This window comes from Janibacter hoylei PVAS-1 (assembly GCF_000297495.1).
GTDB lineage: Bacteria > Actinomycetota > Actinomycetes > Actinomycetales > Dermatophilaceae > Janibacter > Janibacter hoylei.
This window is the reverse complement of record NZ_ALWX01000084.1, coordinates 1-24,120: the sequence shown is the minus strand read 5'-3', so window position 1 is coordinate 24,120 and position 24,120 is coordinate 1. Positions and strand designations below refer to the sequence as shown.

Sequence of the window (24,120 nt, the reverse complement as noted above, 5' to 3'; positions counted from 1 at the left end):
TCGGCGTGCTCGCGGCGAAGTCCGGCAAGGGCGGTCGGCTCGTCGTGTCTCGTCGTCGACGAGGACGACGAGGTCATGGTCGTCATGGAAAAGGGCAACATCGTCCGCTCGGCGGTGGCCGAGGTCAACCGGACGAGCCGCAACACCCAGGGCGTCAGCTTCGCCTCGCCGCGCAAGGGTGACGAGATCGTCGCAGTTGCTCGCAACGTCGACCGTGGCGAGGACGCGGAGCCGGGGGACGAGCAGGTAGCGTCGGACCCTGACGTGCAGTCCGCCGGGGAGGTCCCGGCGGAGACCGCCCAGCAGGGGGATGCCCCCGGAGGTGACCAGGAGTGAGCTCGACAGGAGAGACCACGGCCGTGCGGACGGCTGCAGGGTCGTCCCAGGCCCGGCGGACCTCGTCCGGAGGCACCGCCTCCCGACCCGCCCCCCCGGGCCGGTCGCCGCGTCAAGCTCATGGTCTCGCGGGTGGACCCCTTCTCCGTCATGAAGGTCGGCTTCCTCGTCTCCGTGGCCCTGGGCATCGCGCTCGTCGTCATGACGGCCGTCATGTGGGTGCTGCTCTCGGCGATGGGGGTCTTCGACTCCGTCAACGAGCTGGCCGGCCAGATCATCGGTGACGGCTCGGGCGAGGAGTTCGACGTCATGGACTTCCTCGGCTTCGGCCGGGTCGTCTCGCTGTCGATCGTCATCGCGGTCGTCGACGTCTTCCTGCTGACGGCCATCGCCACCCTCGGTGCCTTCCTCTACAACATCGTCGCCAGCCTCGTGGGCGGCGTGCACATGACGCTGACCGACGACTGATCCGCACCCCCGGCGCCGTTTTGGTTTCGGCGCCGGGTGTGGGGTAATCTCGGGCGTCGCGCCACGGAGACTCTCCACGGCGCACACGGGCCCATAGCTCAGGCGGTTAGAGCGCTTCGCTGATAACGAAGAGGTCGGAGGTTCAAGTCCTCCTGGGCCCACCACCACGACGACGGTGAGGAGATGTTCGTGAAGAAGGTCTTCGTCATCGTCGCGGCTGCCGGCGCGGTCTACGCCCGGCGCAAGCTCGAGCAGCAGCGGTCCGAAAAGGACCTGCACGCCGCGACGAGCCGGATGAGCAGCACCGCACCCGCCCCCGGCGGATCGGGCGGTGCGTGGGCGGCGGTCACCGACCGCCCCACCTGATCGACCAGCCCTCGGGGGCGTGGCGCAATTGGTAGCGCATCTGCTTTGCAAGCAGAGGGTTGTCGGTTCGAGTCCGATCGCCTCCACCGAGATCGAAGGGGGGGTCGTCCCGCATCAGCGGGGCGGCCCCCTTCGTCGTGCCGTCAGTCGGTAGCGGTGACCGTGTGCGGGTCCAGCGCCGCGACGAAGGCCGCGAGGTGCTCGAGGAAGCGCTCGTGCTCTGCCGCGGGCCGGCGGCGACCGCCCGGTCGTAGACGGCGAGCAGGCGGTCCATGTCGGCGAGGAAGCGCTCCCGGCCCTCGACGCTCATCCCGACGAGATAGGTCGGCGAGCCGGAGGGGCGGGAGCGCTCGACGACCCCTGACTCGAGCGCCGCGTGGACCTGCCGGTTGACGGTCGACTGCTCGAGGTCGAGCTCCTCGCCGGCGCGGTGATGGCCGCGATCCTCACCAGCCGCACGATCAGCCTGGGTGACCACGTCATCCCCGACGAGTCCGCCTTCCGGGTCTGCTTCCTCGTCGGTGCGGGGGCCGCCTTCGCCGGTGCGCTCGTCTGCCTGCTCATCCCCCGCCAGCGGCGCGAGACCCCCCGCCGAGCGCCCACCGGAGCTCGTCGGCGGCTGATCGCAGCTGCACGTCTTCGGGCAGTGCGGCCACTGGGTGCAGGTCGAGCAGGCAGCCAGCTCCACCCGGCTCGTCCGCGACTCCCTCGCCTGGGCCCGCAGACGACGAAGGGCGCCACCCCCCCGGTGTGGGGAGTGGCGCCCTTCGTCGTGGCCCTTCGAGACGGGCGCGGGGCGCCCTCCTCGGGGATCGGTGGTGAATCAGGCCGTGGTGTCGCCCTCGACGGGGAGGTCGCCACCCAGGTTGTGCGGGGTGACGTCGCTGCCCTCGGAGGTGTCCGTGACGGACGGCACCGCGGAGTTGTCGGCCCAGTCACGGGCGGAGCTCCAGGCGTCGTCGCCCTCGGCGCGGGTGTCCTCGAGCGTCTCCTCGGAGTCGATCGAGTCGGCACCCTCGTCGTCGACGTCCACGTCGGCCAGCGGCGCGGCGACGGGCGCCTCGTCGACGACCTCGGCCGCCGGGGCGACACCGGCAGCGGCAGCCGGGGCGGCCGCAGCGGTGGTGGCGGCAGCGGACGTGCCGGTGGCCAGCGAGGAGTCGCGGCCGGTGGCGGGAGCCTTGTAGGGGTCACCGGCGGGCACGGCCCACGGGTCCTTCTTGGGGCCCTGCTTCTGCTTCGCCACGAAGGCGGCGATGCCACCCGCGACGAGCGCGAGGAGGAGCAGTTTGAGCCCGCGTCGCTTCTTGCGGGGCTTCTCCCCCTTCGCCGCGGCGAGCGCCAGCTTGGGGTCCTGCTCGTCACGCAGCGCGGCGACGACCTCGGGGGCGCGGGAGGCCGCCTCGTCGGCAGCCTTGCGGCCCGCGGCGACACCCGCCGCGGCGAGGCCGGAGGCCGTCGTGGCGACCTTGGGCAGCACCTCGTCGACGAAGGTGTCGCGCAGGTCCTGGACCTCGGAGCCGGCCTTGTCGGCGTGCTTGCGGGCGCGCTTGCTCGTGGCTTTGACCTGCTTGCGGGCAGCCTTGCGGTTGCGCTTGGCGTCCTTGGCCGCCTGCTGCTTGACGTCCTCGGCCTGCTCACGCAGGTCGGCGGCGCGGGCGGCGGCGCTCACCTTGGCGGACTGGGCCTGCTCGGCGGCGGCGCCCTTGAGCTCCTGCGCGCGCTCGGCTCCCTGCTCGGAGTGCTCGGCCACCTTGTCGATGATCTCGTGCACCTTCTGCGATGCGGCCTCGGCGGTCTCGTGGGCACGGACCCGACCACCCTCGACCTTGTTGTTCTTCTGGAACACACTTCCTCCTGCGGACGTCGGGGGACTCACCCCCATCCTGCACCGGATCGGCGACGGACGAAACCGAGGGCTGCGATGAGCCCTGCCACGTTCGCCGTGTCGGGCCCCCTGACTACGATGGGGAGCATGAAGGCCATCCTGCACACGAACCTCGGCGACATCACCGTCGCCCTCCTCCCCGACCACGCCCCCAAGACGGTCGCCAACTTCGTCGGCCTCGCCACGGGCGAGGCGGAGTACAAGGACGACGCGGGCCGGACCAACCCGCAGAAGTTCTACGACGGCCTCGAGTTCCACCGGGTCATCTCCGGCTTCATGATCCAGGGCGGCTGCCCGCTGGGTCAGGGCATCGGTGGCCCCGGCTACGAGTTCGACGACGAGATCCACCCCGACCTCACCTTCTCCAAGCCCTACCTGCTCGCCATGGCCAATGCCGGCAAGCGCGGCGGCCACGGCACCAACGGCTCGCAGTTCTTCGTCACCGTCGGCGAGACCCCGTGGCTCAACGGCAAGCACACGATCTTCGGCGAGGTGGCCGACGGCCCCAGCCGTGAGGTCGTCGACAAGATCGCGGCCGTGCCGACCGGTGCGATGGACAAGCCCGTCGAGTCGGTCGTCATCGAGTCCGTCGAGATCGTCGAGGACTGATCCGCATGTCGCAGCCGCCGTCCGGCGCGCCGGACGGCGGCTCCGGCGACGTCCCCGTCTGCCCGCGTCACCCCGACCGGGTCAGCTACATCCGCTGCCAGCGGTGCCGTCGCCCTGTCTGCCCGGAGTGCCAGCGCAGCGCCGCCGTGGGCGTCCAGTGCGTGGACTGCGTCCGCGAGCAGGCGAAGGGGGAGCGCCCCCAGGTGACGATCTTCGGCGGCCGCGCCGGTGACGGTCGCCCGATGCTCACCATGGGCATCATCGCGATCTGCGCCGTCGTGTGGGTCGCCGAGCTGCTCTCCCCGCGGGTCTTCCAGGAGGTCGCCTTCGCGCCGGCCCTCGGCACCGCCGAGCCCTGGCGCCTCATCACCTCGGCCTTCGCGCACAGCCCCAACCAGCCGATGCACATCCTCTTCAACATGCTCGCGCTGTGGCTCGTCGGCGGGTACCTCGAGCGGATGCTCGGCTGGGCCCGCTATCTCGCGGTCTACCTCGTCGCCGCACTCGCGGGCAGCGTCACCTGGCTGCTCTTCCAGCCGGTGGACCCCTACGACCCGGGCGCGTACGTGCCCGTCGTCGGGGCCTCGGGCGCCGTCTTCGGTCTCTTCGCCGCCGTCATCGTGCTCAACCGGCACCTCGGCCGCGACAGCTCGTCGATGATCGCGACGATCGGCATCAACGCCGTCATCGGCTTCGTCGTCCCCAACGTCGCGTGGGAGGCCCACCTCGGCGGTCTCGTCGCGGGTGCCCTCATGGCCCTGGCGCTGGCGCTCTCCCGCAGCCGGCGTCAGCCGGCGATCGCCTGGGTCGGGATCGGGGCGACGCTGCTCGTCGTCCTCGCCCTGGCTGTGGGTAAGTACGCGATGTCCTCAGCGCCGGTGCTCACCCCCTTCGCCTGACGTGCGAAACCCCGGAAATCCGGGAGTTACACGCGTGTCATTTGTCCCCAGATGTGCACAATCCTGTGGATAACGTGGGTTGTCCACAGGATTGTGTGCACAGGGCTGGGGGTGGGGACACGCACAAGGCCGCACCGTCCGTGTGGACGGTGCGGCCTTGTGCGGAGTGGGTGACCGGCTACTTCCAGCGGGTGGTCATCGCGAAGCCGGCGAGGATGAAGGCGAACCCGGCCCCGAGGTTCCAGCGCCCCCAGGACTCGACCGGGTACTGCTCCTGGGTGATGTAGAAGGTCACGACCCACACGAGGCCGATGAGCATCAGGCCGAGCATGACGGGGACGAACCAGCCGGGGTTGCCGATCTGCTGGGCCTTGACCTTGTGGCGGGACTTCGCCTCGGCGGCCTCTTCCGCGTCCTTGACGGCCGCGCGCCTGCGCGGGTCGCCCGAGCGCTTGCTGCGCGCGGCGGACGACGTCGACGTCGTCGTACTGGGGGTCGCGTCGGCCTCGGCCTTGGCGTCCGGTGCGTCGTCGGCGGACTTCGCCACAGGGTGCTCCTCGGGATGATCGGGGTCGTGGCCTAGCGTAGAGGTCCGGGCCCGACCAACCGACCGAAGGGGGTACCCGTGACCGACGCCCAGCCCGCGGCCGACGAGCCGACCGCAGCCACCGACGACCGGGCCGCCGACGACACCCCCACCGCCCCGGCCGACGCCTCGGCCGGCCTCGGCCCGCGCGTGCGTACCTGGCTGACCCATCGGCCCAGCCGGTGGTCCTCGCTCGTGCCGGTCATCGCCATGGGTGCTGGCCTGCTCTTCGCGACCTCCAGCACGACCGCCCGCGGCACCGACCTGCGCAGCGAGGCGACGGGCCTGCCCGACGTCATCCGTGAGCGGACCCTCGACAACGAGCGGTCCGGGCAGGAGGTGCGGACCCTGCGCAGCGACGTCGACCGGCTCACCCGCGAGGCCGTGCCCGGCAGCGCGCGGATGCGCGAGATCTCGCAGGAGACGACGACCAATGGCCGCGTCGCGGGCCTGACCCCGGTCAAGGGGCCGTCGGTGACGGTCACCCTCGACGACGCCCACCTCAAGGCGAGCGAGGTGCCCGAGGGCTTCACCGTCGACGACGTCGTCGTCCACCAGCAGGACGTGCAGGGCGTGGTCAACGCCCTGTGGCGCGGCGGCGCCGAGGCCATGCAGATCATGGACCAGCGGGTCATCTCGACGAGCGCCGTGCGCTGCGTCGGCAACACGCTCATCCTCCAGGGCCGCGTCTACTCGCCGCCCTTCACGATCACGGCCGTTGGTGACCCGGACGAGCTCGAGCAGGCGCTCGACGACGACCCAGCGGTCGACATCTACCGCCAGTACGTCGACGCCGTCGGTCTCGGCTACGAGGTGAGCCGGGCAGACGAGTCGGAGCTGCCCGCCTTCGACGGTCGCACCCGGCTCGAGCACGCCCGCCCGTTGCCCGCCACCGACTGAGGGAGATACTGACCCGGTGAGCCAGATCCTCGTCGTCGACAACTACGACAGCTTCGTCTTCACGATTGTCGGCTACCTCCAGCAGCTGGGCGCTGAGACGACGGTCGTGCGCAACGACGCCATCACGCCGGCGGACGCGGCCGACTTCGACGGCGTGCTCGTCTCGCCGGGGCCCGGCACGCCCGAGGAGGCCGGCGTCTCGACGGCGATGATCGAGTCCTGTGCTGAGCGGGCCCAACCGATGCTCGGCGTCTGTCTCGGCCACCAGGCCCTCGGGGTCGTCCTCGGCGCCAGCGTCGGGCGGGCACCCGAGCTGCTCCACGGCAAGACGAGCCGGGTCCTGCACGACGGTGACGGTGTTCTCGCGGGGCTGCCGTCCCCCTTCGTCGCCACGCGCTACCACTCGCTGACGATCGACCCGGCCACCGTCCCGGACACGCTCGTGCCGACCGGGCACACCGAGTCGGGCATCATCATGGCCGCTCGCCACCGCGACCTGCCGCTGCACGGCGTGCAGTTCCACCCCGAGTCGGTGCTCACCGAAGGGGGACACCGGATCCTGGCCAACTGGCTGGAGCTGACCGGCCACGAGGGTGCGGTCGAGCGCAGCATCGGGATGTCACCGCTCGTGCGCGACGTCGAAGGCGTGGCGCGGGCCGTCACGGCCGGCTGACGGTCGGCTGTGGGCGAGCCCAGCATCGGTCCGGTCGACCGGATCCAGCGTCGTCACCCGCTCGTCGGCTTCCCCATCGCGGTCGTCTACAAGTTCTTCGACGACTTCGGCGGCTACCTGTGCGCACTGCTCACGTACTACGGGTTCCTGTCGCTCTTCCCCGCGCTGCTGCTGCTGTCGACTGCGGTCGGCTTCATCCTCCAGGGGCAGCCGCAGTGGCAGGACCGCATCCTCGACTCGGCGCTGTCGGAGTTCCCGATCGTCGGCGACGAGCTGCGGACGACCGGCACCCTCGGCGGTGGGCCGATGGGTCTGCTCATCGGTGGGCTCGCGGCGCTCTACGGCGGGCTCGGCGTCGGGCAGGCGCTGCAGTACGCGAGCAACACCGCCTGGATGATCCCGCGCAACTCCCGGCCCAACCCCTTCGCCAGCCGTGCCCGTGGCCTGCTCCTGCTGGCCGTCGCCGGCCTGACGATCGTCCTGACGACCGGTCTGACGACCTACCTGCAGCGGCTCGTCGCCGGCGGCTACGCGGGCTGGGCGATCACCATCGCCTCGATCGGGCTGAACACGCTCGTCATCGGGCTGGTCTTCATCATCTCGACGACCCGGCCGCTGCGCCTCACCGACGTGCTGCCGGGCGCCGTGCTCGCGGCGCTGGCCTGGCAGGGGATGCAGGCGGTCGGTGCCGTGTACGTCAGCACGGTCATCGAGCGGGCGAGCAACCTCAACTCCGTCTTCGCCGTCGTCCTCGGCCTGCTGGTCTTCCTCTACACGATGGCCGTCGTCATCATGCTCTGCCTCGAGGTCAACGTCGTGCTCAAGGAGCATCTGTGGCCCCGGGCTCTGCTCACGCCCTTCACCGACCAGGTCGTGCTCACCGGAGCCGACCAGCGCGCCTACGCCCGGCACGCGGAGGCCCAGCAGCTCAAGGGATTCCAGCGGATCGACGTCTTCTTCGACGACGCCCGCCGTCGCGACGACGGGGACAGGGATGGCGACGGCGACATCAGCTGACCTGCGCATCTCCCTAGGGAAATGCGCACGGAAGCCCACATCTCCCTAGGGAGATGTCAGGGCGGGGTGTCATCTCCCTAGGGAAATGCGCACGCCCTGGGCAACCCCCTGCGCATCCGCCGAGGGACATGCGAGGTGGGCAGGGTCAGGGGCTGGCGGGGGACTGCGTGGTGCTGCTGGTCGAGCGGGTGCTGCTCGGCTCCGAGGGCGTCGGGGTCAGCGGGGCCGAAGGGGAGGTCGACGTCGGGTTGGGCTCGGACGACTCCGAGTCGCTCGGCTCGTCCGAGGTCTCGCTCGAGCTCGGCGTCGTCGTCACCGTCTCGGCCGGCTTGCGGGCCACGACGAAGGTCACCGTGCGCCCCTGGCGGATCTTGCCCTCGCCGGGGGACTGCTCGAGGATCGTGCCCTCGTCCTCGTCGGACTCGCGGGTCGTCTCCTTGATCTTCAGCTTGAGGCCGAAGAGGTCGCTGCGGACGTCGTCGATCTTCTGGCCCGTGTAGTCCTGCAGGTCAACGTCACCGGAGGCGATGACGAGGTCGACCTTGCTTCCCTTCGCGACCGACTCGGCCGGCCCGGGGCTGGAGCTGATGACCCGGTTGGGGCCCTGGTCGGGGCTGTCCTCCTCGGTGATCTCACCGACCTCGAGCCCGGCGTCCTGGAGCGCCTTGGTGGCCTCGTTGCGTCCCATGCCGACGACGCTCGGCACACCGACCTCGTCCGGCCCGCCGGAGACCTGGATGACGACGGTGTCGCCCTCGGGCACGCTCGTGCCCTCGCCCGGATCCTGCGCGATGACGGTCCCGACGGCGCCGTCATCGGTCACGGTCTCGACGTCCGCCTTGAGGCCGACGCTCTCCAGCTTGGCGACGGCGGCGTCCTCGTCGCTGCCGACGACCTTGGGCACGGTGACCTGCACGACCTCCTCGCCCTGGCTGGCATCCCAGGCAAACCACCCGAGGAGGGCGATCGGGATGAGCAGGAGGGCGGCCATGAGCCACCCGAGACCCCCGCCGCGGCGCCGCTGCTGGGCCACCGGCATCGACGCGGTCTCGGGGTCGGTGCGCGGCGTCGGCTCGCCCCGCGGCGCGACCACGGGCAGCGCGGTCGTCGCCGCGTCGAGGCGCTCAGTGGCGACGGGGCTGATCGGCCTGCCGCCGCGGTAGGCCTCGAGGTCCTCGGCCATCGACTTCGCGTCGGGGTAGCGCTCGTCGCGGTCCTTGGTCAGGGCGTGGTGGACGATCGCGTCGAGCTGCGGCGGCACCTGCGGGTTGACGCTCGAAGGGAGCGGGATGTCGGCGTTGACGTGCTGGTAGGTCAGCGAGATCGGCTCGCCGGTGTAGGGCGTGCGTCCGGTCAGCAGCTCGAAGAGCAGGCAGCCGGTGGAGTAGACGTCGCTGCGCTTGTCGACGGTCTCACCGCGGGCCTGCTCGGGGGAGATGTACTGGGCGGTACCGATGACGGCCTGGGTCTGGGTCATCGTCGCCTGGGTGTCGGCGATGGCGCGGGCGATGCCGAAGTCCATGACCTTGACCGCGCCGTCGTCGGCGATCATGACGTTGCCCGGCTTGATGTCGCGGTGGACGATCCCCATGTCGTGGCTGTAGTCGAGGGCCTCGAGGACCTGCTGGACGATGCGGGCGGCTTCGGTGGGCTCGAGGGTGCCGGTCTCGGACTCGTTGAGCAGCTCGCGCAGGGTCCGGCCGTCGACGTACTCCATGACGATGTACGGGATGTCGAGGTGGGCCCCGCCCGCCTCGACGACCCGGTCCTCGCCGGAGTCGTAGACGGCGACGATCGAGCGGTGGTTGAGCCCGGCGACGGACTGGGCCTCGCGGCGGAAGCGCCCGAGGAAGGCGGCGTCGCGGGCGTGGTCGGTGCGCAGGATCTTGATCGCGACGGGTCGACCGAGGCGGGTGTCGTGGCCGAGGTGGACCTCGGCCATGCCGCCACGCCCGATGAGCTCGCCGACCTCGTACCGTCCGCCGAGCAGGCGGGGTGCCGCTGCGCTCATCGTGTCTCCCTGGCGTCGCGAGTGGGTGTGCTGCGGGGGGTGCGTGGGGTGGTCACTCCATCGCCGCCTTCATGACGGCGGCGCTGATCGGGCCGGCGACCGACCCACCGTAGGCCTCGTTGCCAGCGCGCCCGCCGTCCTCGACCACGACGGCGACGGCGACCTGGGGGTTGTCCGCGGGGGCGAAGCCGGTGAACCACGCGTGCGGCGCCTTGCCGTCCTCGTGCTCGGCGGTGCCGGTCTTGCCGGCGACGCTCGTGCCGGGCACGGCCGCCTGCTTGCCGGTGCCCTGGTCGACGACGAGCTGCATCATGCCCGTCAGCTGGTCGGCGGTCTCGGGCTGCATGGCCTCGGACAGCTGCTGCGGCTTGGTCTCGCTGATCGTCGACAGGTCGGAGCCGAGCACCGACTGGACGAGGTAGGGCCGCATGACGACGCCGTCGTTGGCGACGGCGGAGGTGACCATGGCGACCTGGAGGGGGGTGACCCGCACGTCGTACTGCCCGATGCCGACCTGCGCCTCCTGCGGCGGGCTGAGCTCCGCGGGCACCGTCGACGGTGTGACGCTCATGGGGATGTCGAGGTCCTCGCCGAAGCCGAACTTGTCGGCCTGCTCGCGCATCGCGTCGCCGCCGAGCTCCATGCCGAGCCAGCCGAAGGCGGTGTTGCACGAGTCCTGCATGGCCACGGCGAGAGTGACCTTGTCGTTCGGGCCGCACGCGCCGGGGTGCGAGTTGGGCAGGCCGACGTCGGTCTGCGGCAGGTCGAGCACCGCGGGGCCGGGGATCGACGAGTCCTTGTCCCACTGCCCGTCCTCGATGGCGGCGGCCGCGGTGACGATCTTGAAGACCGAGCCGGGCGGGTAGAGGTTGCCGGAGATCGCGCGGTTGACGAGCGGGCGGTTGGGGTCGCCGTTCAGCGAGTCCCACGCCTTCTTCTCCGTCGCGGGGCTGTGGCTGACGAGCGGCGTGGGGTCGTAGTCCGGGTGGGAGACCATCGCGAGGATCTCGCCGGTGCGCGGGTCCATGGCGACGACGGCACCGCGCTGGTCGCCGAGGGCCTGGCTCGCGGCCTTCTGCACCTTGGGGTTGATGGTCAGCTCGAGGCTGGCCCCCTTCGGCTCGCGGCCGGCGATGGTGCCGGTGAGGCGGTCGTAGAAGAGCTTGTCGTCGCGCCCGGAGAGCAGGCCGTCGGCGGCGTACTCGACGCCGCCACCGGGACCGTAGGTGAAGGAGTTCCACCCCGTGATGTGGCTGTAGAGCGTGGGGTCGCTGTACTCGCGCTGCCACTGCAGGTCGTCGTCGGAGGGCGTCGAGCTGGCGATGGGGCGGCCCGCGAGCAGGATCTGCCCGCGCTCGCGGGAGTAGCTCTCGAGCTGGGTGCGGCGGTTGCCCGGGCGGTCGTTGATGTCCTGGGAGCCGAGCACCTGGATCCACGTGCTCGACCCGAGCAGGAGGGCAAACATCAGGGCGACGAGCATCGAGAGCCGGCGGATGGGCTGGTTCATCGCGTCTTCACCACCTGGGTCGGGGCGTCCATGGAGGCGGGGTCGAACTCCGGCTCGGGCCGGCGGGCGTGGTCGCTGATGCGCAGGAGGATCGCGACGAGCGTCCAGTTGGTCAGCAGCGAGGACCCGCCGTAGGCGACGAAGGGGAGGGTCAGCCCGGTGAGCGGGATGACGCGGGTGACGCCGCCGATGACGACGAAGACCTGGATGGCCAGGACGAAGGTCAGGCCGGTCGCCAGGAGCTTGCCGAAGCCGTCGCGAAGCCCGATCGCCGAGCGCAGGCCGCGCTCGACGAGCAGCGCGTAGAGCATGATCAGCGCGAAGACGCCGATGAGGCCGAGCTCTTCACCGAGGCTGGTGAAGATGAAGTCCGACTCGGGCAGGGGGGTGAGCCACGGCCGGCCGCGGCCCAGGCCGGTGCCGGAGATGCCGCCGGCGGCCATGCCCATGATGCCGGTGCCGATCTGGCCGCACTGCTCCATGCCCTCCTCGGAGAAGGTGTCGGTCCAGCACAGCACGCGCGTCTGCACGTGCGAGGCGAACTGGTAGACGACGAGGGCGCCGGCTGCCGCGGTGAGCAGGCCGAGGACGATCCACGAGATCCGCTCGGTCGCGACGTACAGCATCGCGACGAAGAGGCCGAAGATCAGCAGGGTGGTGCCGAAGTCGTTTTCGAGCACGAGCACCAGAGCGGCGGCGAGCCAGGCGATGGCGAGCGGCCCGAGGTCGCGGGCACGGGGGAAGGTGATGCCGAGGAACTTGCGGCCTGCGAGGGCGAGCATGTCGCGGGTCTGCACGAGATAGCCGGCGAAGAAGACCGCGAGCAGGATCTTGGCGACCTCGGCGGGCTGGAAGGTGAAGGCGCCGAGCTTGATCCAGATCTTCGCGCCGTAGACGGAGTGGCCGAAGGGGGTGAGCGGCAGGGCGATGAAGACGAGGGCGGCGAGGCCGGCCGTGTAGGTGTAGCGGCGCAGGACGCGGTGGTCGCGCAGGGCGACGAGCACGACGAGGGCGATGGCGACGCCGATGCCGGTCCAGATGAGCTGTCGCAGGGCCAAACCGGAGCTGAAGTCGCGGCCGGCGGCGAGGTCGAGCCGGTGGATCATCACCAGGCCGATGCCGTTGAGCAGGGTGACGATCGGCAGGATGATCGGGTCGGCGTAGGAGGCCCGCCAGCGCAGCACGAGGTGCACGCCGAGCGCGATCGCGGCGAGGATGCCGGTGTGGCCGAGCAGGTCGGGCGGGATCTCGCCCGACTCGGCGACGGTGACGTTGACGTAGGCGAGGATGACGACGCCGATGGCGAGCGCCGTGAGCAGCAGCTCGACATTGCGCCCGCGTGCCGGGGTGATCGTCGTGATGGCCCGCCTCATCGCCCGCAGGGCTCCCCGGTGGCCCGCAGCCGGCCGCACTTCTCGGCGGCGGCGCGCAGGCTGGCGACCCGCTCGTCGGCGGCCGGGCGCGAGTCGACGGAGATCGTCGCCTCGACCTCGTCGCGGTAGAAGGAGGGCAGCTCGGCCATCTCGATGTCGGTCTCGTCGACGGCGGTGTGCAGGGTGATCGGGCCGAGGTCCTGGGCGACGCCGCGGAAGATCGTGACGTGCCCGTCACGGGCGCCGACGTAGTACTGCTGCTGGGTCCAGGCGTAGCCGCCGTAGGCGACCGCGCCGAGGAGGAGCAGTGCGACGGCCAGCCCACCGATGCGGCGCAGCCAGCGGGCGCGCCGGCTCGGGCTCTCCTCGGCGAGCTCGACGTCCTCGTCGTCGTCGCCCGCGGTGAGGGCGGCGGCCCGGGCGGCGGGCGAGGTGTCGACCCGCTTGGCGGGGCGGCGCAGGGCGGCGGAGCCGACGACCTGCGGCTGCGTCGAGGGGCCGGTGCCGGAGTCGACGACGTCGGCGACGACGACGGTGACGTTGTCGGGGGCGCCGGCCCGCAGCGCGAGGGAGACGAGGTCGTCGGCCGCCCGCCCGGGGGCGGTGCCGGCGGTGAGGATCTCCTCGATGGTGTCGAGCGCGACGAAGCCCGAGAGCCCGTCGGAGCACAGCATGTAGCGGTCGCCCGGGCGGGCCTCGCGGGCCCCGATGTCGGGCTCGTCGCCGGCGTCGCCGGTGAGCACGCGGGTGACGACGGAGCGCTGCGGGTGGGTGCTGGCCTCTTCCTCGGTGATGCGCCCCTCGTCGATGAGGGTCTGCACGAAGGAGTGGTCCTTGGTGATCTGGGCCAGGCGCCCCTCGCGCAGGAGGTAGGCGCGGGAGTCGCCGATGTGGGCGAGGATCAGCTTGTTGCGGGCGCGCATGATCGCGGTGACCGTCGTGCCCATGCCCTCGAGCTCGGGGTTGTCGGCGATGGTGTGCGCGATCTCGTCGTTGGCCGCGGTGATGGCCCGTCCCAGCTGGGTGGAGGCCTCGGCGGCGGTGAGGGAGTCGTGGTCGATCTCGACGAGCTCGGTGACGACGGTCGCGGAGGCGATGTCGCCGCCGGCGTGGCCGCCCATGCCGTCGGCGACGACGAGCAGGTGGGGGCCGGCGTAGCCGGAGTCCTGGTTGTCCTTGCGGACCAGCCCGACGTCGGAGCGGGCGGCGTAGTGGAAGGTCAGCGCCATCGCTAGTTCCTCAGCTCGATGACGGTGCGCCCAATCCGGATCGAGGTGCCGACCTCGACGGGGACGGGGTCGCCGACGCGGTACTGGCCGACGAAGGTGCCGTTGGTCGAGCCGAGGTCCTCGACGTACCAGCCGTCCTCGGCGCGCAGGATCCGCGCATGCCGCCCGGAGGCGAACTCGTCGTCGAGGACGAGTGCGCACTCGGGGTTGCGTCCGATGAGGACGCCGGCGTCGCGAAGGGGGAGGGAGGTGCCGGTGAGCGGGCCGGTCGTCAGCACGATGTGCGTCGGCGTGCGCGGGTTGCGCGCGGGGCGCGGGGGTGGCCGGGGCGGCGCTCTCGGTGCTGGCGCGGCGGGCGGCCTTCTTGGGCGGGGCGGGGCGACGGTTGACGACCCGGGTGCCGAAGAGGTCGGTGCGCAGCACGGAGGCGACCGACAGGACGAAGACCCACAGCAGCACGAGCAGGCCGAGGCGCAGCACGGTGACCGTCAACTCGCTCAACTCGGGGCTCCTGTCGGGGGGATGGTGGTCGCGTCAGCGACCGGCGTGGAAGGTGGCCTGGGTGCGACCGACGGTGATGCGGTCGCCGTCGGAGAGCTGGGCGGCGTCGGTCGGCTCGCCGTTGACGAAGGTGCCGTTGGTCGAGCGCAGGTCCCGGACGTGGGTGACGAGGCGGGGCCCGTCGTGGGTGACGCGCACCTCGCAGTGCCGGCGGGAGATGCCGGGGTCGTCGAGGACGACGTCGGCGCCCTCGTCGCGGCCGAGCACGGTCATGGCGGCGATGAGCGGGTAGCGCTCGCCGTCGACCTCGAGCCAGGGCCGGTCGTGGACCGAGCGGGGGGTGGCTGCGGGGCGGGCCGGTGCCGGGCGGTGGACGGCGGTCGGCTGGTCCTCGGCGGCCGGGCGGGGCCGCGGGACGGTCTGCTGGGGGGCAGCGGGCGGGGGTGCAGGTGCCGGCTCGTCCTCGACGTCGTCGAGGTCCCAGCCGCCGGAGTACTCGTCGTAGGCGTCGTGACGGTCGTCGGTGCGGGCCTGCTCGTCGGAGTAGGCGCGCACCTGCTCGGCGCGCTCGACACGCTGCCGGGCGGTGGCGGGGCGGACCCGGAAGACGCCGGTCTCGAGCTCGTCGTCCTGGTCGAAGAGGACTTGCAGGGGGCCGCCGGGCTGGTAGCGCTGCGACTCGCAGTGCTCCTGGGCGGCCGCGACCAGCTCGTCCTCGAGCTCTTGGTCGAACTCGGTGAGGCGCTCGTAGTCGCTCGGTGCGAGCTCGACGGTGAAGAGGTTGGGCACGATCGTGCGACCCCGGCCGAGCATGGTCGCCCGGTCGTCCATCGCGCGGCGGAGCGCGGAGGCCAGCTCGAGCGGTTGCACCTCGGCACGGAAGGCGCGGGCGAAGACGCCGTTGACGGTGCGCTCGAGCTTGCGCTCCATCCTCTCGAAGAGGCTCACGCTTCCTCCCTTCGGGCAGCGGTCGACACGGACATGGGTCCGGCCACCCTAACGGCGCTGGCTGGGCGATGCCTGCACCCGCGCCGTGGTGCGTCTGCCCGCTGCGGGAGGCCGGCGAAGGGAGGAGTTCGCGTCAGCGCTACGGCCCTACCCCACCGGGGGGTAAGGCCGTAGTCCCTTCACCCGCTCCCTGAGGAGGCCGCCCGCGGCCGTCTCCAACGCGCTCCCTGAGGAGGCCGCCCGCGGCCGTCTCCCACGCGCTCCCTGAGGAGGCCGCCCGCGGCCGTCTCCCACGCGCTCCCTGAGGAGGCCGCCCGCGGCCGTCTCGAAGGGAGACAAGCTCAGTGGGTGCGGGGCGCGCGGATGCGCCTCCTTCAGCTCCGCGGCCCAGGTGGGGGTGCCGGGGGTCGTGCGCCGGCTGCGCGAGGAGTACCCGGGGTCGACGAGACTCGCATGAGCGCCTACGCGGAAGGGGGCCTGCGTGTGGCCCGGGTCGACGTCGACTCCGTCCCCCAGGACCCCGCCGGCGCGGTGCGGCAGGTGGTCCTCGGGACCGTCCTCGTCGACCGGGTGCTCGCCCCCCTTCGCCGGCTGGCCCAGCAGCACCTCAGCGTGAGCGAGCAGGGCTGACCGGGACCCCGCGCCCCGCCGCTTTGGGGATCGGTCGGGTCATGGGGCACAATGAGACGGCTCGTGCGCCGAGAGGTGCGCGGCTCACTCTTTGCGCGAGTGGCGGAACGGCAGACGCGCTGGCTTCAGGTGCCAGTGTCCGAAAGGGCGTGGGGGTTCAAATCCCCCCTCGCGCACAGTTCACGAAGGGCGTCCCACCAGCTGGTGGGACGCCCTTCGTCGTGCCTGCATCCGGTCGGTGGCAGGCTGGCCGGCATGGCACCTGACCCGCAGACTCAGCCCGGGCGCGGCGCCGACGTGCCCGATCGTCTCGCCGAGGTCGCCCGCCGTCTGGAGGAGTGCGTCGCGGTCCTCGAGCGGGAGTCGGGTCTGCGGCCCTGGCGGGTGCCGGACCGCGACAACATCGACGGAGCCCACCCGTACTACGGCGAGGACGACGGCCGCCTCTTCGTCCGGGCTCATGAGCGGGGCAAGCTCGTCCGGGACGAGGTGCACGAGAGCGTCGACGGGGTGGTCGAGTCGCTCGTGACGGACATGGCGGCCCAGCTCGCGAGGACGTACGAGGCAAGGCATCGTCGCCCGCGAGAGGACTCTCGGCGTCAGTGGTTCCACCTGAGCGAGCTCTGGTTGAACCGGGTGGAGCTGGCGTGGGGCGATCGCCTGCACTCCGACCACGTCGCCGTGCTCCGTGAGTCGCCCTTCAACGACGATCGGGACGTCCCCTGAGTAGGGGAGCTCTGACGTCTGCCAGGTGCGCGGCACCCTCGGTCGCTAGGTTGGCCGTGTCTGCCGAGGCGAGCTCCGCTCGACGAGGGGACACCATGCGCCACCTGACCCGGACCACGATCGTCGCCGCGGCCGCGGCTCTCACGCTCATCGCCGCTCCGTCGGCCGGGGCGGTCGCCGCGCCGACGACGAGCGTCGCGGTCACCGACGGACTCGACGTCAACATCGGCGGCTGGGCGGAGGGGGCGGCGATCCTGGCCGACGGGGACCTGCTGGTCGCCAACCTCAACCAGCACAAGATCCAGCGTGTCGACGCGCAGACGCACCAGATCACCACGGTCGCAGAGGTCGCCGACCCCAGCCAGATGGTCGTCGACGGCGACACCGTCTACGTCGTCACCGGCAACACACCCGCCTCGATCTTCACCCGCAAGGGCGGCGTGTTCGCCATCGACCTGACGACCGGGGCCCGACGCACCGTCACCACCGGCATGGGTGAGGCCAACGGGATGGCCCGGTTGCCCGACGGTGACCTCGTCGTCAGCGTGACCCTGGGCGGTGACGCAGGGGTCCACCGGGTCGCCCCGCAGACCGGGGAGCGGCGCCGTCTCACCTCGTCCTTCCCCACGCCCAACGGGGTGGCCGTGGGGCCGCAGGGTCAGCTGTACGTCGGCTCGACGCTGCTCGGCGCCGTCTTCCGCGTCGACCCGTCGACCGGCGCGACGCAGCGCGTGGCCGGGGTGAGCACGAGCCTCGACGACTTCGCGGTCCGGTCCGACGGGACGATCGTCGGTGCGACGACGCTGGGCTTCGTCGACGAGCTCGACCCCGCGACGGGCCGCAGCCGCCCGCTGCTCTCCGGCTACGTCGGCGGGACCTCGGTGCGGCTGCTGTCGGACGACCGGGCCGTCATCACGACGGCGACCGGTCGGGTCGTGGTCGTCGACCTGCCCTGACGACTGCCCGCGACGCGGCGACGAAGGGGGATGCAGCGCCCGGCAGTCGGGCGGCCTCAGACCGCGACGCCCACGGCGGTGAGCAGCTCGCGCAGGGCAGCGCCGATCTCCCGCTGCTGCCCGATCTCGCGGCCGACGATCGACTGGACGCCGCCCTGGTAGGTCCCGTCGATCTTGCCCGGAGCCCCGACGTAGAGGGTGCGGCCGGCCATCAGCGACTGGCTTGCTGGATGGCCCTCGACGGCCGGACGAGAGGCGGCCAGCTCGGCGAGCTGCTGCTCGCTGAAGGGGGCGCCCGAGGCACTGCCGATCCCCGCGAGGACGTGCTTGCCGCCGTTTACCTCGAGGGTGACGTGTCCGACGGTCTTGCTCGCCTTGGCGCGGATCGCCTGCGCGGGCGCGTCGAAGAGGACGCCGCCCTGGCCGACGAGCCACACCCGGCCCGGGAGGACGCCGAGGATCGTCGGCTCGGACTTCGAGGTCATCATCCGCGGGTAGCGGTAGACGCCCATGAGGATCGGGGGCACCGGTGTCTGCTCCATGCCTCCTGCCTATCGGCTGGCGTTCCGGGAGTCCAACGAGGGCAGCGCCGAGGATGCTCGAGCGGTGACGCGCAGCTCGTCAGATGAACTCGAGCGGGTCGAACTCGTCGATCTCGATGACCCGGACGCGCGGCAGGCGGCTCTTGAAGGCCGACACGTCGTACTCGAGGTCGAAGAACTCCATGCCGTCGATCTGCTTGAGCCCGTTGGCCATGAACTCGCTGAAGCCGACGATGCCGATGCGCCGGTCCTCGTCCTCGGCGAGCGCCTCCATCTGCGGCGTGAAGTCGTTGTCGTGGCTGACGAGCATGACGTCGGCATCGCGCTCGACGAGCGCCTGCGCCGTGCGCTGGATCGCGATGTCGACGACCTTGCCCTCGCCGCGCAGCGGCACCGGCCGGTAGCCCATCGCGAGCAGCGCCTGGACGAAGGAGGCCGGCAGCTCACCGGCCACCGCGAGGAAGAAGAGCCCCTTGACCGGCTGGCCCCACGCCGCCTCGGTGTACTCGAGCAGCGTGTTCCACCGCGGCCGCTCCTGCGGCTCCGGGCGCCGCCCGAGGACGGAGACCCCGAGGGTGGCGTCGATGTTTTCCCCGTCGACGAGGAGGTAGGTGCTGCGATCGGCCATGCTGGGACCCTACTGTGAGCGGCGCCGGAGCGTGTCCGGCGCGACGACGACGAAGGGGAGTGACCGCCCGTGTGCATGCCGGTCCGGTGCCAGCAGTGCGGCAAGACGACGTGGAGCGGGTGCGGCGAGCACGTCGCGCAGGTGCGGGCCCAGGTGCCCGCCGACCAGTGGTGCGAGTGCCCGGCCAATGCCGACCCCAACGGCTGAGCGGGGCTCGTGAGCCTGCCGCCGGGACAGGGCCCTCTGGGACCGCCGCGGGCGGCCTCCGGGCCCTGAGGAGCGAGGCCGTCCACGGCCGAGCGTCTCGAAGGGCAGGGACCGGAGGTGGGGCCGGGTGGGTCAGCGCAGGGTGACGCGGACCTCCGGGGAGTCGCCCTCGGCGCCGGAGAGCTGCCAGATCCGGTCGAGGGTCGGCTGGAGCAGCCAGGTGCCCAGCTGCCGCAGCAGGACGGCGACGGCCTGCTCGGTGACCGGCACCCCGCTGCGGGTCACGCCGTGGTTGCGCAGGGTCTGGGTCTGCGCGATGGTCTCCTCGATGAGCAGGCGGGCCAGGCCGATATCGCCGGGGCCGGGCGTCACGACGACGCGGCGCAGGTAGTCGATGACCTCGGGGTTGGTCGCGAACATCCGGGCGACAGCGGCGTCACGGCCCGCCGCGATCTCCGCGGTCGTGCCCTCGAGGGGGACCGAGGCCAGGGCCTCGCGGAAGCGCTGGACGACGAAGGCGTCCACCGCCTCGCGCAGACCCTCCTTACCGCCGAAGTGGTGACCGATGAGCCCGGGGCCACGCCGGCGGAGCGGGCGACCTCGCGCAGGCTCGTCGCGGCGACTCCCCGCGCGGCGAAGAGCGCCAGTGCCGCGTCCCGGATCCGCGTGCTGGTGTCGCCGGCGGCGCCTTCTCGTGAACCCACGGGGACCTGCCTTCGGTGTGACGGTGAACAAGTCGACCCACCATTGCACACGTGTTCAACGCCTGCGTAGGGTGCGAGGCGAACCCCAGCAGTGACCCGCGAAGGAGCCGGCCCATGCCCGAGCAGCCCCAGGCGATCATCTACGACGCCGTCCGCACACCCCGAGGGAAGGGCAAGGCCTCCGGCTCCCTCCACGAGGTCAAGCCGATCGACCTGACCGTCGGCCTCCTGCAGGCGATCCGGGAGCGCAACCCCGGCCTCGACGCCGCCCAGGTCGACGACCTCGTCATGGGCATCGTCTCGCCGGTCGGCGACCAGGGCGCCGTCCTGCCGCGCATCGCCGCCCTCAAGGCGGGCTACCCCGAGCCGGTCGCGGGCGTGCAGCTCAACCGCTTCTGCGGCTCCGGCCTCGAGGCGGTCAACCAGGTCGCGGCGCGCGTGCGCTCCGGCTTCGAGGACCTGCTCATCGCCGGTGGTGTCGAGTCGATGTCGCGCGTGCCGATGGGCAGCGACGGCGGCGCGTGGGCGATGGACCCGCGCACCGCCCTCGAGACCGACTTCGTGCCCCAGGGCATCAGCGCCGACCTCATCGCGACGATCGAGGGCTACGACCGCGCCGAGGTCGACCGTTTCGCCGCGCAGTCCCACGCCCGCGCGGCTGCTGCCTGGGAGGGCGGCTACTTCGACAAGAGCGTCATCCCGGTCAAGGACGCCAGTGGCATCACGATCCTCGACCGCGACGAGACGATCCGCCCCGGGACGACCGCCGAGTCGCTCGGCGGGCTGCGTCCCTCCTTCGCCGCGATGGGCGAGCAGGGCGGCTTCGACTTCGTCGCCACCGAGAAGTACCCGCACGTCGACGCGATCAACCACGTCCACCACGCCGGCAACAGCTCGGGCATCGTCGACGGCGCCGCGCTGCTGCTCGTCGGCAACGAGCGCGTCGGCCAGGAGATGGGCCTGACCCCCCGCGCCCGCATCGTCTCCACCGCGGTCATCGGCTCCGAGCCGACGATCATGCTGACCGGCCCCGCCCCGTCGTGCCGCAAGGCCCTCGACCGGGTCGGCATGAAGGCCAGCGACATCGACCTCGTCGAGATCAACGAGGCCTTCGCCGCGGTCGCCCTCAAGCTCATGCGCGACATGGGCTGGAGCGAGGAGCAGACCAACGTCAACGGTGGCGCGATCGCCATGGGCCACCCGCTCGGCGCCACCGGCGCGATGATCCTCGGCACCCTCGTCGACGAGCTGGAGCGCCGCGACCTCGAGCGCGGCATCGCCACCCTCTGCATCGGCGGCGGCATGGGTGTCGCCACGATCGTCGAGCGCGTCTGACCCCCCTTCGTCACGGACAGGAAGCACGAGAAGCCATGAGCGAGAACATGATCCGCTACGAGCGCGACGACGAGGGCATCGTCACGCTGACGATGGACGACCCCGGTGCGGGCGCCAACACGATGAACGACACCTACGTCGCGGCGATGGGTGAGACCGTCGACCGCCTCGAGGCCGAGCGCGACGACATCACCGGTGTCGTGCTGACCTCCGCCAAGAAGACCTTCTTCGCCGGCGGCAACCTCACCGACCTTCAGTCGGTGACCGAGGAGACCGCCGGTGAGTTCTTCGCCGGCATCGAGGGCATCAAGTCGCAGCTGCGGCGCCTCGAGCAGCTCGGCAAGCCCGTCGTCGCCGCGATCAACGGTGCGGCGCTCGGCGGCGGTCTCGAGCTCGCGCTCGCGACCCACTACCGCATCGCCGTCGACGACCCCAAGGTCAAGCTCGGCCTGCCCGAGGTCACCCTCGGCCTGCTGCCCGGTGGTGGCGGCGTCACCCGCCTCGTGCGGATGCTCGGCATCCAGGAGGCCCTCATGGGCTGGCTCCTGCAGGGCCAGCAGTACGCGCCGGCGCAGGCCCACGCGAAGGGGGTCGTCGACCAGCTCGTCGCCACCCGCGAGGAGCTCGTCCCGGCCGCGAAGGCGTGGATCCGCGAGCACCAGGACGACGAGGGCGTGGCCACCAAGCCGTGGGACATCAAGGGCTTCAAGATCCCCGGCGGCAGCCCGTCGGTCCCGAAGTTCGCCGCCAACCTGCCGGCCTTCCCCGCCAACCTGCGCAAGACGCTCAAGGGTGCCCCGACGAAGTCGCCCCGCGCGATCCTCGCCGCGGCCGTCGAGGGCTCGCAGGTCGACTTCGACACCGCGAGCCGGATCGAGTCGCGCTACATCACCGAGCTCGCGGCGGGCCGCGAGTCGACCGCGATGATCCAGGCCTTCTTCTTCGACCTGCAGGCGATCAACAGCGGCAAGCTGCGCCCCGAGGGCGTCGAGCGCCGCCAGGTCGGCAAGGTCGGGGTCCTCGGCGCCGGGATGATGGGCGCCGGCATCGCCTACTCCGCCGCCATGTCAGGCATCGAGGTCGTCCTCAAGGACGTCTCGATCGAGGGCGCGCAGAAGGGCAAGGGCTACTCCGAGAAGCTGCTCGCCAAGCGCGTCGAGCGCGGCAAGATGGACCAGGCCAAGGCCGACGCCGTGCTCGCGCGGATCACCCCGACGGCCGACGTCAACGACCTGGCGGGCGTCGACGTCGTCATCGAGGCGGTCTTCGAGGACTACGACCTCAAGAAGCAGGTCTTCTCCGAGGTCGAAGCAGTCGTCGGGCCGGACACGCTTCTGTGCTCCAACACCTCGACCCTGCCGATCACCTCGCTGCAGGAGTTCTCCAGCCGGCCGGCCGACTTCATCGGCCTGCACTTCTTCTCGCCGGTGGACAAGATGCAGCTCGTCGAGATCATCCGCGGCGAGCAGACCTCCGACGAGGCGACCGCCCGCGCGATCGACATCGTCCAGCAGATCCGCAAGATCCCGGTCGTCGTCGGTGACGGGCGCGGCTTCTACACCAGCCGGGTCTTCGGCACGTTGATCCTCGAGGGCGCTGTCGCCGTCGCCGAGGGCATCGACCCGATGGTCGTCGAGCGGGCCGCGACGACGGCGGGCTTCCCCGCGCCGCCGCTGGCGATGCTCGACGAGGTCTCGCTGACCCTCACCCAGCACATCCGCGCGGAGGCCGACAAGGCCGCGGCCGCGGAGGGCAAGACCCTGCCCAAGGGCCCGGGCGAGGAGCTCATCGACACGATGGTCGCGGAGGGTCGCAAGGGCCGCGCCGCCGGCGCCGGCATGTACGACTACCCGGCCGACGGGCCCAAGGTCCTGTGGCCCGGGCTGCGCGAGCGCTTCGCGAAGGGGACGCAGGTCCCCCTTCGTGATCTGCAGGACCGCTACCTCTTCATCATGGCGCTGGAGACCGCGGGCTGCTTCGAGGACGGCGTGCTCACCGACACCGAGTCGGCCAACGTCGGCGGCATCTTCGGCATCGGCTTCCCGCCGCACACCGGTGGGCCGGCGACCTTCATGACGAACTACGAGGGCGGCCTGGCCGGTTTCGTCGCGCGCGCCGACGAGCTCGCGGACACCTACGGCGAGCGCTTCCGCCCGTCGGAGTGGCTGCGCGGCCGCGTCGCCGCCGGCACCCTCGTCGACAAGACCTGACGTGTCCGACCCCCTGACCGGCGTCCGCGTCGTCTCGATCGCCATCAACCTGCCCGGGCCGGCCGCCGTCGCGCGGCTGGCCGGGCAGGGGGCGAGCGCCGTGACGGTCCTGCCCCCGGGCGGTGACCCGATGGAGCAGTTCGCCAAGGACTACTACGACGAGCTGCACGTCGGTCAGGAGGTGCGTCGGGTCGACCTGAAGTCCGACGCCGGTCGGGCCGAGGTCGACGAGCTCCTCGCTGCCGCAGACGTCTTCGTCACCAGCTCGCGGCCGTCGGCGCTGCGCAGGCTCGGGCTCGACTTCGAGTCCGTGCACGCGCGGCACCCGCAGGTCTGCCAGGTCGACATCGTCGGCCACCCGGGCGACGAGGCGGAGACGCCCGGTCACGACCTCACCTACCAGGCAGTGACAGGTCTGCTCGGCGAAGGGAGGATGCCCGCCACCCTCGTCGTCGACCTCGCCGGGTCGGAGCGAGCGGCGGCGGAGGCTGCGGCCGCGCTCGTGGCCCGGTCCCGCACGGGTGAAGGGGTACGCCGCGAGGTGGCCCTGTCGGACGTGTCGGCGACGATCGCCGGCCCCCGACGCCACGGGCTCACCGCGCCGGGCGCGCTGCTCGGTGGCGGCCTGCCGGTCTACGCCGTCTACGACACCGCCGACCGGCCGATCGCGCTCGCCGCGCTCGAGCCGCACTTCACCGCCCGCCTGCTCGAGGTCCTCGGGATCGCGCCCGAGGAGCTCTCGCGCGAGCGGCTGGCGGAGCTCTTCGCCGGCCGTACGGCCGACGAGTGGGCCACCTGGGCTGCGGAGCACGACGTGCCGCTCGCCCCCCTTCGCCCATCCTGACCGCCCCGTCGCCCGCCCCCCGACTTC

General features: G+C 71.7%; 25 protein-coding genes, 3 tRNA genes and 2 pseudogenes. 18 read left to right on the top strand and 12 right to left on the bottom strand.

Annotation, left to right across the window (positions count from 1 at the left end):
- The 5 genes from B277_RS14470 to B277_RS14450 form a co-directional block, all read left to right on the top strand.
- Positions 1-336, top strand: a 336-nt coding sequence (locus B277_RS14470) for a DNA gyrase C-terminal beta-propeller domain-containing protein (RefSeq protein ID WP_274517186.1), incomplete at its 5' end; no start/stop codon positions are given.
- A 132-nt stretch (positions 337-468) separates the two neighbouring features.
- Positions 469-804 (top strand): DUF3566 domain-containing protein, encoded by a 336-nt coding sequence (locus tag B277_RS14465; protein ID WP_238539416.1) that lies wholly within the window; start codon positions 469-471, stop codon positions 802-804.
- A gap of 87 nt (positions 805-891) precedes the next feature.
- Positions 892-968, top strand: a tRNA-Ile gene (locus tag B277_RS14460).
- Between the two features lie 19 nt (positions 969-987).
- Positions 988-1,170 carry a DLW-39 family protein gene (locus tag B277_RS17080; protein ID WP_007929584.1) on the top strand — a complete coding sequence of 61 codons (183 nt, stop codon included), beginning with the start codon at positions 988-990 and terminating at the stop codon, positions 1,168-1,170.
- A gap of 13 nt (positions 1,171-1,183) precedes the next feature.
- Positions 1,184-1,256: transfer RNA gene (locus B277_RS14450), tRNA-Ala, on the top strand.
- A gap of 737 nt (positions 1,257-1,993) precedes the next feature.
- Here the strand turns inward: B277_RS14450 and B277_RS14445 are convergent.
- Entirely contained in the window at positions 1,994-3,019 is a 1,026-nt protein-coding gene (locus B277_RS14445) for a hypothetical protein (RefSeq protein WP_007929582.1), read from the bottom strand.
- A 126-nt stretch (positions 3,020-3,145) separates the two neighbouring features.
- Here B277_RS14445 and B277_RS14440 point away from each other — a divergent pair, with 126 nt between their 5' ends.
- Both B277_RS14440 and B277_RS14435 read left to right on the top strand, forming a co-directional pair.
- The gene (locus B277_RS14440; RefSeq protein WP_007929580.1) at positions 3,146-3,667 is read left to right on the top strand and encodes a peptidylprolyl isomerase; all 522 of its coding nucleotides are present in this window, start codon (positions 3,146-3,148) and stop codon (positions 3,665-3,667) included.
- Between the two features lie 5 nt (positions 3,668-3,672).
- On the top strand, positions 3,673-4,566 hold the full coding sequence (locus B277_RS14435; RefSeq protein WP_007929579.1) for a rhomboid family intramembrane serine protease: 894 nt from the start codon (positions 3,673-3,675) through the stop codon (positions 4,564-4,566).
- A 178-nt stretch (positions 4,567-4,744) separates the two neighbouring features.
- On the opposite strand, the gene B277_RS19285 is transcribed toward B277_RS14435, so the two are convergent.
- A complete protein-coding gene (locus B277_RS19285) occupies positions 4,745-5,113 on the bottom strand; it encodes a cell division protein CrgA (protein ID WP_007929577.1) in 369 nt (122 codons plus the stop codon).
- 78 nt (positions 5,114-5,191) lie between these two features.
- On the opposite strand from B277_RS19285, the gene B277_RS14425 reads away from it, so the two are divergent.
- Genes B277_RS14425 through B277_RS14415 form a run of 3 tightly spaced genes read left to right on the top strand, consistent with a single transcriptional unit; the run spans position 5,192 to position 7,742 of the window.
- The gene (locus tag B277_RS14425; RefSeq protein WP_007929576.1) at positions 5,192-6,052 is read left to right on the top strand and encodes a DUF881 domain-containing protein; all 861 of its coding nucleotides are present in this window, start codon (positions 5,192-5,194) and stop codon (positions 6,050-6,052) included.
- 16 nt (positions 6,053-6,068) lie between these two features.
- Positions 6,069-6,725, top strand: a complete 657-nt coding sequence (locus tag B277_RS14420; RefSeq protein ID WP_007929574.1) for an aminodeoxychorismate/anthranilate synthase component II — start codon at positions 6,069-6,071, stop codon at positions 6,723-6,725.
- Positions 6,726-6,734: 9 nt separating this feature from the next.
- Positions 6,735-7,742 carry a YihY/virulence factor BrkB family protein gene (locus tag B277_RS14415; protein ID WP_007929573.1) on the top strand — a complete coding sequence of 336 codons (1,008 nt, stop codon included), beginning with the start codon at positions 6,735-6,737 and terminating at the stop codon, positions 7,740-7,742.
- A 145-nt stretch (positions 7,743-7,887) separates the two neighbouring features.
- Here the strand turns inward: B277_RS14415 and pknB are convergent, their stop codons facing one another.
- From pknB to B277_RS14385, 6 genes and pseudogenes are all read right to left on the bottom strand, one after another.
- The gene (gene pknB / locus B277_RS14410; RefSeq protein ID WP_007929571.1) at positions 7,888-9,753 is read right to left on the bottom strand and encodes a Stk1 family PASTA domain-containing Ser/Thr kinase; all 1,866 of its coding nucleotides are present in this window, start codon (positions 9,751-9,753) and stop codon (positions 7,888-7,890) included.
- A gap of 52 nt (positions 9,754-9,805) precedes the next feature.
- A complete protein-coding gene (locus tag B277_RS14405; RefSeq protein ID WP_007929569.1) occupies positions 9,806-11,260 on the bottom strand; it encodes a peptidoglycan D,D-transpeptidase FtsI family protein in 1,455 nt (484 codons plus the stop codon).
- The gene (locus B277_RS14400; RefSeq protein ID WP_040881721.1) at positions 11,257-12,633 is read right to left on the bottom strand and encodes an FtsW/RodA/SpoVE family cell cycle protein; all 1,377 of its coding nucleotides are present in this window, start codon (positions 12,631-12,633) and stop codon (positions 11,257-11,259) included. The genes B277_RS14405 and B277_RS14400 overlap by 4 nt, the downstream gene beginning before the upstream one ends.
- The gene (locus B277_RS14395) at positions 12,630-13,862 is read right to left on the bottom strand and encodes a Stp1/IreP family PP2C-type Ser/Thr phosphatase (RefSeq protein WP_007929567.1); all 1,233 of its coding nucleotides are present in this window, start codon (positions 13,860-13,862) and stop codon (positions 12,630-12,632) included. Before B277_RS14395 ends, B277_RS14400 begins: the two co-directional genes overlap by 4 nt.
- Positions 13,863-13,864: 2 nt before the next feature.
- Positions 13,865-14,167: pseudogene (locus tag B277_RS19280) on the bottom strand (FHA domain-containing protein FhaB/FipA); the annotation flags it as partial.
- A 229-nt stretch (positions 14,168-14,396) separates the two neighbouring features.
- Positions 14,397-15,311, bottom strand: a complete 915-nt coding sequence (locus B277_RS14385; protein ID WP_040881717.1) for an FhaA domain-containing protein — start codon at positions 15,309-15,311, stop codon at positions 14,397-14,399.
- A gap of 453 nt (positions 15,312-15,764) precedes the next feature.
- Here B277_RS14385 and B277_RS17645 point away from each other — a divergent pair, with 453 nt between their 5' ends.
- The 4 genes from B277_RS17645 (at position 15,765) to B277_RS16240 (ending at position 17,623) form a co-directional block, all read left to right on the top strand.
- The gene (locus B277_RS17645) at positions 15,765-15,941 is read left to right on the top strand and encodes a hypothetical protein (protein WP_156811806.1); all 177 of its coding nucleotides are present in this window, start codon (positions 15,765-15,767) and stop codon (positions 15,939-15,941) included.
- Positions 15,942-16,034: 93 nt separating this feature from the next.
- Positions 16,035-16,117 (top strand) — tRNA-Leu (locus B277_RS14375).
- Between the two features lie 79 nt (positions 16,118-16,196).
- Positions 16,197-16,667: a hypothetical protein gene (locus B277_RS14370; RefSeq protein WP_007929560.1), complete on the top strand. Its 471-nt coding sequence runs from the start codon at positions 16,197-16,199 to the stop codon at positions 16,665-16,667.
- 95 nt (positions 16,668-16,762) lie between these two features.
- Positions 16,763-17,623 carry an outer membrane protein assembly factor BamB family protein gene (locus tag B277_RS16240; RefSeq protein ID WP_007929558.1) on the top strand — a complete coding sequence of 287 codons (861 nt, stop codon included), beginning with the start codon at positions 16,763-16,765 and terminating at the stop codon, positions 17,621-17,623.
- A gap of 56 nt (positions 17,624-17,679) precedes the next feature.
- Here the strand turns inward: B277_RS16240 and B277_RS14360 are convergent, their stop codons facing one another.
- Entirely contained in the window at positions 17,680-18,165 is a 486-nt protein-coding gene (locus tag B277_RS14360) for a hypothetical protein (RefSeq protein WP_007929556.1), read from the bottom strand.
- A gap of 79 nt (positions 18,166-18,244) precedes the next feature.
- The gene (locus B277_RS14355; RefSeq protein ID WP_007929554.1) at positions 18,245-18,793 is read right to left on the bottom strand and encodes an NYN domain-containing protein; all 549 of its coding nucleotides are present in this window, start codon (positions 18,791-18,793) and stop codon (positions 18,245-18,247) included.
- A 69-nt stretch (positions 18,794-18,862) separates the two neighbouring features.
- Here B277_RS14355 and B277_RS18045 point away from each other — a divergent pair, with 69 nt between their 5' ends.
- Positions 18,863-19,000: a hypothetical protein gene (locus B277_RS18045; protein WP_169330622.1), complete on the top strand. Its 138-nt coding sequence runs from the start codon at positions 18,863-18,865 to the stop codon at positions 18,998-19,000.
- Between the two features lie 132 nt (positions 19,001-19,132).
- Here B277_RS18045 and B277_RS19275 read toward each other — a convergent pair whose 3' ends face one another.
- Together B277_RS19275 and B277_RS20395 are read right to left on the bottom strand one after the other, a co-directional pair.
- Positions 19,133-19,525, bottom strand: coding sequence for a hypothetical protein (locus B277_RS19275; RefSeq protein ID WP_007929550.1), 393 nt, complete (start codon positions 19,523-19,525; stop codon positions 19,133-19,135).
- Between the two features lie 53 nt (positions 19,526-19,578).
- A pseudogene (locus tag B277_RS20395) lies at positions 19,579-19,704 on the bottom strand (TetR family transcriptional regulator); the annotation flags it as partial.
- Positions 19,705-19,818: 114 nt separating this feature from the next.
- Between B277_RS20395 and B277_RS14345 the strand changes: the two are divergent.
- The 3 genes from B277_RS14345 to B277_RS14335 are packed head-to-tail and all read left to right on the top strand — an operon-like array spanning position 19,819 to position 24,093.
- A complete protein-coding gene (locus B277_RS14345) occupies positions 19,819-21,039 on the top strand; it encodes an acetyl-CoA C-acetyltransferase (RefSeq protein ID WP_007929548.1) in 1,221 nt (406 codons plus the stop codon).
- Positions 21,040-21,074: 35 nt separating this feature from the next.
- Positions 21,075-23,249, top strand: a complete 2,175-nt coding sequence (locus B277_RS14340; RefSeq protein WP_007929547.1) for a 3-hydroxyacyl-CoA dehydrogenase NAD-binding domain-containing protein — start codon at positions 21,075-21,077, stop codon at positions 23,247-23,249.
- A 1-nt stretch (position 23,250) separates the two neighbouring features.
- The gene (locus tag B277_RS14335; RefSeq protein WP_007929545.1) at positions 23,251-24,093 is read left to right on the top strand and encodes a CoA transferase; all 843 of its coding nucleotides are present in this window, start codon (positions 23,251-23,253) and stop codon (positions 24,091-24,093) included.
- Positions 24,094-24,120: the final 27 nt, after the last annotated feature.

What these genes read in the sequence shown, in the direction of transcription:
- B277_RS17080 (WP_007929584.1), top strand. Translation starts at nt 988, where the DNA reads ATGTTCGTGAAGAAGGTCTTCGTCATCGTCGCGGCTGCCGGCGCGGTC.
- B277_RS14440 (WP_007929580.1), top strand. Translation starts at nt 3,146, where the DNA reads ATGAAGGCCATCCTGCACACGAACCTCGGCGACATCACCGTCGCCCTC.
- B277_RS14435 (WP_007929579.1), top strand. Translation starts at nt 3,673, where the DNA reads ATGTCGCAGCCGCCGTCCGGCGCGCCGGACGGCGGCTCCGGCGACGTC.
- pknB (WP_007929571.1), bottom strand. Translation starts at nt 9,753, where the DNA reads ATGAGCGCAGCGGCACCCCGCCTGCTCGGCGGACGGTACGAGGTCGGC.
- B277_RS14405 (WP_007929569.1), bottom strand. Translation starts at nt 11,260, where the DNA reads ATGAACCAGCCCATCCGCCGGCTCTCGATGCTCGTCGCCCTGATGTTT.
- B277_RS14400 (WP_040881721.1), bottom strand. Translation starts at nt 12,633, where the DNA reads ATGAGGCGGGCCATCACGACGATCACCCCGGCACGCGGGCGCAATGTC.
- B277_RS14395 (WP_007929567.1), bottom strand. Translation starts at nt 13,862, where the DNA reads ATGGCGCTGACCTTCCACTACGCCGCCCGCTCCGACGTCGGGCTGGTC.
- B277_RS17645 (WP_156811806.1), top strand. Translation starts at nt 15,765, where the DNA reads ATGAGCGCCTACGCGGAAGGGGGCCTGCGTGTGGCCCGGGTCGACGTC.
- B277_RS14370 (WP_007929560.1), top strand. Translation starts at nt 16,197, where the DNA reads ATGGCACCTGACCCGCAGACTCAGCCCGGGCGCGGCGCCGACGTGCCC.
- B277_RS16240 (WP_007929558.1), top strand. Translation starts at nt 16,763, where the DNA reads ATGCGCCACCTGACCCGGACCACGATCGTCGCCGCGGCCGCGGCTCTC.
- B277_RS14360 (WP_007929556.1), bottom strand. Translation starts at nt 18,165, where the DNA reads ATGGAGCAGACACCGGTGCCCCCGATCCTCATGGGCGTCTACCGCTAC.
- B277_RS14355 (WP_007929554.1), bottom strand. Translation starts at nt 18,793, where the DNA reads ATGGCCGATCGCAGCACCTACCTCCTCGTCGACGGGGAAAACATCGAC.
- B277_RS14345 (WP_007929548.1), top strand. Translation starts at nt 19,819, where the DNA reads ATGCCCGAGCAGCCCCAGGCGATCATCTACGACGCCGTCCGCACACCC.
- B277_RS14340 (WP_007929547.1), top strand. Translation starts at nt 21,075, where the DNA reads ATGAGCGAGAACATGATCCGCTACGAGCGCGACGACGAGGGCATCGTC.